We start from the raw sequence: 7,237 nt of genomic DNA, 5'->3' as shown, positions 1-7,237 counted from the left end.
TGACAACCGTGCCCAAAGAACTCGGAAATCTCTTCAATCTAACTTGGCTTGACCTCGGCAAAAATCAGCTGACAACCGTGCCCAAAGAACTCGACAATCTCTTCAATTTAACGGAGCTTTACCTCAGCAAAAATCAGCTGACAACCGTGCCCAAAGAACTCGACAATCTCTTCAATTTAACTCGGCTTGACCTCGGTGCAAATCAGCTGACAACCGTGCCCAAAGAACTCGGCAATCTCTCCAATCTGACTCGGCTTTACCTCAGCAAAAATCAGCTGACAACCGTACCCAAAGAACTCGGAAATCTCTCGAATCTGACTTGGCTTGACCTCGGTGCAAATCAGCTGACAACCGTGCCCAAAGAACTCGGAAATCTCTCGAATCTGACTTTGCTTACCCTTCACGAAAATTCCAGTCTGACAGTTCCACCCCCTGAAGTAGTCGAGCAAGGCACCCGTGCAATCCTCACTTATTTGCAAGAACAGAAGGATGGTAAACGTCAGTGGATTTCTAAACTGTTAGTGGTAGGAGAAGGCGGCGTCGGCAAAACATCTCTACTCCGGGCTTTACGAGGTGAATCCTTTAAAGTTCAGCAGTCTTCTACCCATGGAATAGAAATCAAAGCCCTAAATCTCAAACATCCTACAGAAGTGGATGTCACCATGACTCTCAATACTTGGGACTTTGGTGGACAAGAGATTTACCATGCTACTCACCAGTTTTTTCTCACCAATCGTTCATTGTTTCTTTTAGCATTCAATGCCCGACTGGGTTTTGAGCAAGGCAAGCTAGTCTACTGGCTCAAAACTATCCGCGCCAATGCTCCCGAATCACCTGTTATTCTAGTTGCCACCTGGGCTGACGAACGCGATGCCGATTTACCTCTGTCGGATCTAAAGCAACAGTTTCCTCAAATCGTTGACCTCTATGAAGTCAGCAACAAAAAAGGGACAGGGATTCAAACACTAAAGCAGGCGATTACGACTGCTGCTGCAAAGCTACCCCTGATGGGAGAAATCTGGCCTGCCACCTGGTTAAAGTTTGCCAACACCGTTCGCAAGAGCAAAGGAAAACATACCACACCCAGGCAGTTCTGGGAGGTCATGACTAAAGCCCAGGTTTCTGCAGATGGGCAACCTGTCTTAGCGAAATGGCTCCATGAATTGGGCGATATCTTATTTTTTCAAGATGATGACGATGTCAACGATCTGGTTATCCTCAAACCTCAGTGGGTCACAGAGTACATTAGCAAGGTACTGACTGCCGAAGAGGTGATCAAACGTAACGGTATTTTCACCCGTCAATGTATGAATCACGTTTGGGGCGATCTAAAACCTGGGCTGCGTAATTTCTTTCTACGCCTGATGGAACGGTTTGATCTCTCCTACCGTACCCTGGAAAATCGCGACATTAGTTTAATCGTAGAACGACTTCCTTTTGAGCTTCCCGAATTTCAAAATCTTTGGAAACAGAAGCAGCAAGAAAGTAGCTGCAAAGAAGTCTCCATGAAATTTCAGGTAAGTGAGATCCTTCCTGGTATTCCCACCTGGTTTATCGCTCGACAGCACCGCTTTACAATCGATCAAGGTGAACGCCGGGGTATTCACTGGCGTACCGGCGTTCTGTTTCGTGACCGAGAGAGTAAACATCTGGGTTTAGTTCGTACTCTCCGTGATGACAGCACCAACGCTGACTATCTGATTCTTACTGTCCATGGTCCTGTTCCGCATGCTTTTTTTGATGTTCTACGAGAAGGACTAGAACTCACCCTCCGTCGATATCCAGGTCTCAAGATCACCCGTCTGCTGCCCTGTCCCGATCCAGATAAAACTAACTGTATCCACGAGTTCGACTATGCAAACCTGACTCGACGGCTAGAATTGAAAAAGCCCAAGACTCTGATCGAGTGCCCTAACTGCTTTTCCGATATTTCAGTTACGGGGCTTTTGTTCGGCTTACACTACACAACTCAAGATGCTGTTATTGAGAAAATCGATTCCCTTCAAGCATCAATGTCTCAAGGCTTTACCGAACTTCGAGAACTCGTTCAGCGCGATGTCGTACGCGAAATTCGAGTTGTACAAAAACAAATTGAGTCTCCCTGTCCTAGCGTCTTTGTCTTGCGTCCCGATGACCGCAAGATCTGGCAAAAAGACATTGGTTCCCAACGTATTAATCTGCAACTCTACTGCGAGCATCCCGGCTGTCTCCACCCCGTCCAGGAGGGCGGTCTTTATCCCATCGATAATCCCAAGAAATGGCTGAAGGCAATGAAGCCTCACATCAACCGCATCTTCGGCATTCTTAAATATGTCACGCCTGTTATGGGACCTTGGATTAACCTATCGGCTCCGATCTACGGTGAACTTATCGAAAACGATCTGACTCTTACCGAAACTCTGATTGATAAGCTACCAGAGATTGAATTCGATGATGACGATCACAGTTTTATGGATGACGGGCGAAGTACCGATCGGGGTAGCGGTATTGTTTTGAGATCGCTACACGAATTCCTCAAGAAAAAGGATCCTGAGCAAGTCTGGGGTGGACTAACCCGCATCACCACGCCTGAGGGAGACGTCCTGTGGCTGTGCAAAGAACACATCAAAGAGATTTACCCCACATCCTCGTAGCGACAACACATCGCAGCACTGCTATAGAAGATTTATTGATCGCTTGACGAAATCCCAGAGTCCGTTTTACAGTTACTCAATGCCGCGCTAATTTAGTGCAGCTGTTCTACTAGAACCTAATAACTTGGCACCGTCGGCAGGTGCGGGAACACCTAACCGACGGCTAACCCACGGATTTTGCATCAATCCACGGGCTGGGGTCATTATGCCCTAACCCCTGCGTTTGCGACACTACGTGAGGGGCTAAGGCGTTAGGTTCTGGTCACCTAACCTCAATATCTGGAGACCAGAACCATGTTTCAAGACCCAACTCAGGGCGCAAATGCGCCCACAGATTCGGCTGACTTTTTACCTGAATACACGTCCGGACGGCTGATGCTGTTTGGCACGCTGGGGTTTGTGCAGATGTCCATCAAGGAGTTGCATAAGGCCAACTACGCTGAACCCAACGATTGGAGCCGTCTGTTACCCACCGGACAGCCGAATGAGGTGATGTCGATTTTGACTAAGAAGGTCAGGGTTGATTAGATAAGGGGTGCGATCGCATTCTGGGGTTTTGGGGGTGCGATCGCCCGAGTTTTTGGCAACAAAAAAAGGCGCTGCAGGGAATTCTGTCATCCACACCCATAGCAGCACCTAGCACAAACCAACTTTTTACTGGCGAATCTGTCTAGTTAAGCGACAGTCGCCATGGCAGCTTAGCCACCCGCAACAGCGGGCACAATGCTCACTTCGTCACCATCGCTAAGCGCCGTTTCCTTACCATCCAAGAAACGAATGTCTTCACTGTTAACGTAGAAATTAACAAACCGACGTAGCTCGCCGCTATCGTCACATAGACGGGCCTTGATACCCGGAAACTTACCCTCTAAAGCATCCAGAAGAGAAACAATATTCTCACCACCGATCTCGACGGTGGCTTCGTTGTTAGTGAACTTTTGCAGGGGAGTAGGAATTAGAACTTTAACAGCCATGAAAGTAACAACTCAAAACGTAAAAAAAGAATGACCTGAAACAGATGATCTCATATCTTGCACTCTGTGGGGAAGTACCCGCCCGCCCAGGGTTTCAACCCAGCGCGGGCTTCAGCTACATCGCTAAACCTGGGTTTGCTGCCAATCCAAACGGTTTAGCGTATTGGCCCGCTCCCAAGCATGCTCAAAGCTCTCCAGCTTAGGATCGATCAGCAGAGGCTCACCCGCTGCGCCACTCACAGCTTCCTGAGTCTTAAGACCATTACCCGTAATGTAAACAACAGTACGCTCATCGGGGTTGATTTTACCGGCTTCCACCAGCTTTTTCAAAACCGCGATGGTAGTCCCCCCAGCCGTCTCAGTAAAGATACCTTCAGTCTCAGCCAGTAGCTTCATCCCATCGATGATTTCAGCATCGGTGACATCTTCAATATTGCCATTGGTCTTCTTAGCAATCTCTAGGGCATAAATACCGTCAGCAGGGTTACCAATCGCAATGGACTTAGCGATGGTGTTGGGTTTGACCGGGGTAATAAAGTCACGACCTTCCTTAAATGCCTGGGAGATGGGGGAACAACCTTCCGCCTGAGCGCCGCTAAAACGGACAAACTTTTCGTCCACCAAACCGGTCTTCACCAGTTCGTTAAAGCCCTTATAAATCTTGCCATAGAGAGAACCTGACGCGAGGGGGGCAACAATGTGGTCCGGCAGCTCCCAGCCCAACTGCTCAGCTACTTCAAAGGCCAGGGTTTTAGACCCTTCAGAATAGTAGGGACGCAGGTTGATATTGACAAAGCCCCAGCCGTGGGTGTTAGCAACTTCAGAGCACAGACGGTTGACCTGGTCATAGTTGCCATGAACGGCCATAACGATGGGGTCATAAATCAGAGTGCCTAATACCTTGCCAGACTCTAAATCGGAGGGAATAAAGACACAGCAGTCGAGACCGGCATGGGCCGCAATAGCAGCTGTGGAGTTGGCCAGATTACCCGTACTCGCACAAGAAACAGTGGTAAACCCAAGCTCCCGCGCGCGGGTAAGCGCCACAGAAACCACCCGATCTTTAAAGCTCAGGGTAGGCATATTGACGGCATCGTTCTTGATATATAGCTCTTTAAGACCCAGGCGACGGGCCAGACGATTGGCCTTGAGTAGAGGGGTCATGCCGGTACCGACATCGATGGGGTCGTCGGTAGCGACCGGCAAAAATGCTTTGTAACGCCAGATGGAGTGGGGTCCGGCGGCAATGCTCTCGCGGCTAACCTGACGACGGATAGCATCGTAGTCGTAGGCAACCTCTAGGGGGCCAAAGCATTCTTCGCACACATGCTTTGCACCCAGCTCATAGGTGGTGTCACATTCTCGACACTTGAGATTGCTAAATGTGGACGACTGCAGTGTTGGAGTTTTTGGACGGTCGATGGCTTGGGTCATGGGGGTTGTGAATGACAGATTGATTTGAACGTATCACGAGGCACAAAATGCCGTCAAACATACCCGACTAAAATAGTCGGGTATTTAAAAAGCTTGCACAGAGATAGATTCTGGCTCTTTGATAAATACCCTTAGCAAAAATTATGGATATTCAATTTTTACTAGGGAACTACCTGGCTTTATTCACGGATAAATAGAATGATTGAGATATCTATGCTGCCTGATAATTTCAGAAATACGTTTTATACCTTTGGGACTCGTGTCTACAAGTAATGATCTTGCTCTCATCACTGGGATAACACCATGACCTCAGGTTTTGTATTGTCCCAACATGCTCACTATCAAATTCAAGAACGCAATATTCAGCTTGGCTGGATAGACACGGCCTTATCTAATCCTGACCGACTGCTCACTAATGCCGATGCCCATAGCAATACCCACTATTTGAAGCAGATAGAGGATTTTGGCAATCGCTGGCTCAGAGTCATTGTTAACCCCAATGTTGACCCTAAACGAGTGATTACCGTCTTTTTCGATAGGAAAATAAAATGAAACTTGTAGTTCACAAAGAAAATGACGCGATTTATCTTCGTCTTGATGAGAGCACTATTATCGAGTCCGAAGAAGTCAGTGATGGCATAGTCCTAGACTACAATGCCGAAGGCAACGTCGTTGGCATCGAAGTGCTATATGTCAGTGAGCGCAGCCCTCTATCCTGGCAGCAGATCTTGCTAGAAACGACCGCTTAATCAGCGAACAGTACGTTTCTCCAAACAAGTCAACAAACTCACCCTCGAAGAATTTCGACAGTTCATAGTAAACCGAAAAATCTAGAACCCCAAGTCGGCTCTAGCGGCCTCAGCCGCTTTAAATAGCTGAGCGTTGGGTAGCTCATCCCAGGCGGTGGCACCAATTTCTGCATAGAAGTCCGCGTCGTAGGGCCGTGTCCGCACCACGACAGGCATGGGTACGGCGTGCCCTAACAACAGGGCCTGCTGCTTAGAATCAAGTTTGGCCAGGACCGAACGCAGATTCTGACCGCCGGAAACGCCGGTAAAGAGGGAGTCTATGTCTTTTTCGTCATTGAGCAAGGCGGTGATCCGGGTACCAATCTGCGACATGACTTCATTGTCGATACCCGATGGGCGCTGATCCACCACGAGCAGCGTGACAAAGTACTTGCGCATTTCCCGAGCAATGGTGCCAAAGATAGTCTGTTTGGCGGTGGCGGGGTCAAGAAATCGGTGGGCTTCTTCAATGGTGATCACCAGCTGAGTGGGGCGATCGCTGGCGTTTTTGGTTTGGAGAAACCGGTCGGCCTTGCGTACATAGCTGGCGTGGATGCGGCGGGCAATCACATTGGTAGCCAGCATATAGGAGAGCATGTTGGACTGGGAGCCAAACTCCACCACCACATGCTTACCGGCATCTAATGCCTCTAAAATCTGGGTGACATAGTTGTGGGGGCAGGTGTTGCGAATATATTTCAGCTCAGCTAGACGGGTGAGCTTGCGCTGCAGGGCCATAATCGATGACTTGCTACCCATTTTGACCTCGCAAAATTCTTGAATCTCTTCGTTGCTCATGGTCAGTAAGCGGTTGATCCAGGCTTTGCCGAATTCGTTGCGCAGGATAATGGCGTTTTCTAAACTGGCCTCCGATAGGTTCAGCTCACGACCAATCAACGCGAGATCTTCAACGTCAATCTGGTCAAAGCTGATGTAGAGTTCCTGGGCATCTCGCACTCCCCTGCGCTTGGTGGATTCAGGATCGAGGGTGAACATTTGCACCTGACCGGGAAACAGCTGTCGCAGACCCTTGACGGTGCTAAAGTTAGCCCCTTCGCTGACCGCTTCCCAGCCGTATTCTGAATGCATGTCAAAAATCAGATTGACGGCGGCCCGCTGTTTGATAATGCCGGACAATAGCAGCCGGGTTAGAAAAGACTTTCCCGTCCCAGATTTACCAAAAATGCCGTTGCTGCGTTCTACAAAGCGATCCAGATCAATACAGATGGGGACATCCATATCGATGGGCTGACCAATGGCAAAATTACGCCGATGGGGATCATCTTCCCAACCAAAAACAGACCGAAAGTCTCGTTCGCTGGCGTCATACACCTGGCTAAAGTGCCCCGGAATGGTTTTGACCGGCAGCAACTGCATTTGGGCACTGCTGTTGACCTGGTACGAAGCC

The 7,237-nt window shown here is 49.0% G+C and carries 7 protein-coding genes; 4 read left to right on the top strand and 3 right to left on the bottom strand.

The annotated features are described in order from the left end of the window. Nucleotides 1-2,633, top strand: a 2,633-nt coding sequence (locus tag IQ260_RS24605; RefSeq protein WP_193995719.1) for a COR domain-containing protein, incomplete at its 5' end; no start/stop codon positions are given. Between the two features lie 294 nt (nucleotides 2,634-2,927). Next, complete coding sequence (locus IQ260_RS24600) at nucleotides 2,928-3,161, top strand: hypothetical protein (protein WP_193995718.1); 234 nt, start codon at nucleotides 2,928-2,930, stop codon at nucleotides 3,159-3,161. A gap of 170 nt (nucleotides 3,162-3,331) precedes the next feature. Here the strand turns inward: IQ260_RS24600 and IQ260_RS24595 are convergent, their stop codons facing one another. Next, the gene (locus tag IQ260_RS24595) at nucleotides 3,332-3,607 is read right to left on the bottom strand and encodes a MoaD/ThiS family protein (RefSeq protein ID WP_193995717.1); all 276 of its coding nucleotides are present in this window, start codon (nucleotides 3,605-3,607) and stop codon (nucleotides 3,332-3,334) included. A 123-nt stretch (nucleotides 3,608-3,730) separates the two neighbouring features. After that, nucleotides 3,731-5,041: a threonine synthase gene (gene thrC / locus IQ260_RS24590; protein WP_193995716.1), complete on the bottom strand. Its 1,311-nt coding sequence runs from the start codon at nucleotides 5,039-5,041 to the stop codon at nucleotides 3,731-3,733. A gap of 303 nt (nucleotides 5,042-5,344) precedes the next feature. Between thrC and IQ260_RS24585 the strand changes: the two genes are divergently transcribed. Then, nucleotides 5,345-5,593: a DUF4258 domain-containing protein gene (locus IQ260_RS24585; protein WP_193995715.1), complete on the top strand. Its 249-nt coding sequence runs from the start codon at nucleotides 5,345-5,347 to the stop codon at nucleotides 5,591-5,593. Next, on the top strand, nucleotides 5,590-5,790 hold the full coding sequence (locus IQ260_RS24580; RefSeq protein ID WP_193995714.1) for a DUF2283 domain-containing protein: 201 nt from the start codon (nucleotides 5,590-5,592) through the stop codon (nucleotides 5,788-5,790). The genes IQ260_RS24585 and IQ260_RS24580 overlap by 4 nt, the downstream gene beginning before the upstream one ends. Nucleotides 5,791-5,871: 81 nt before the next feature. Here IQ260_RS24580 and IQ260_RS24575 read toward each other — a convergent pair. Next, nucleotides 5,872-7,237 (bottom strand): ATP-binding protein (locus IQ260_RS24575; RefSeq protein ID WP_193995713.1); only part of this gene is annotated, 1,366 nt, incomplete at its 5' end.

The sequence above is a fragment of the Leptolyngbya cf. ectocarpi LEGE 11479 genome (assembly GCF_015207065.1).
Classification (GTDB): Bacteria; Cyanobacteriota; Cyanobacteriia; order Phormidesmidales; family Phormidesmidaceae; genus Leptothoe; species Leptothoe ectocarpi.
Note: the sequence above shows the minus strand (reverse complement) of the source record. Positions and strands in the feature narration are given on the sequence as shown.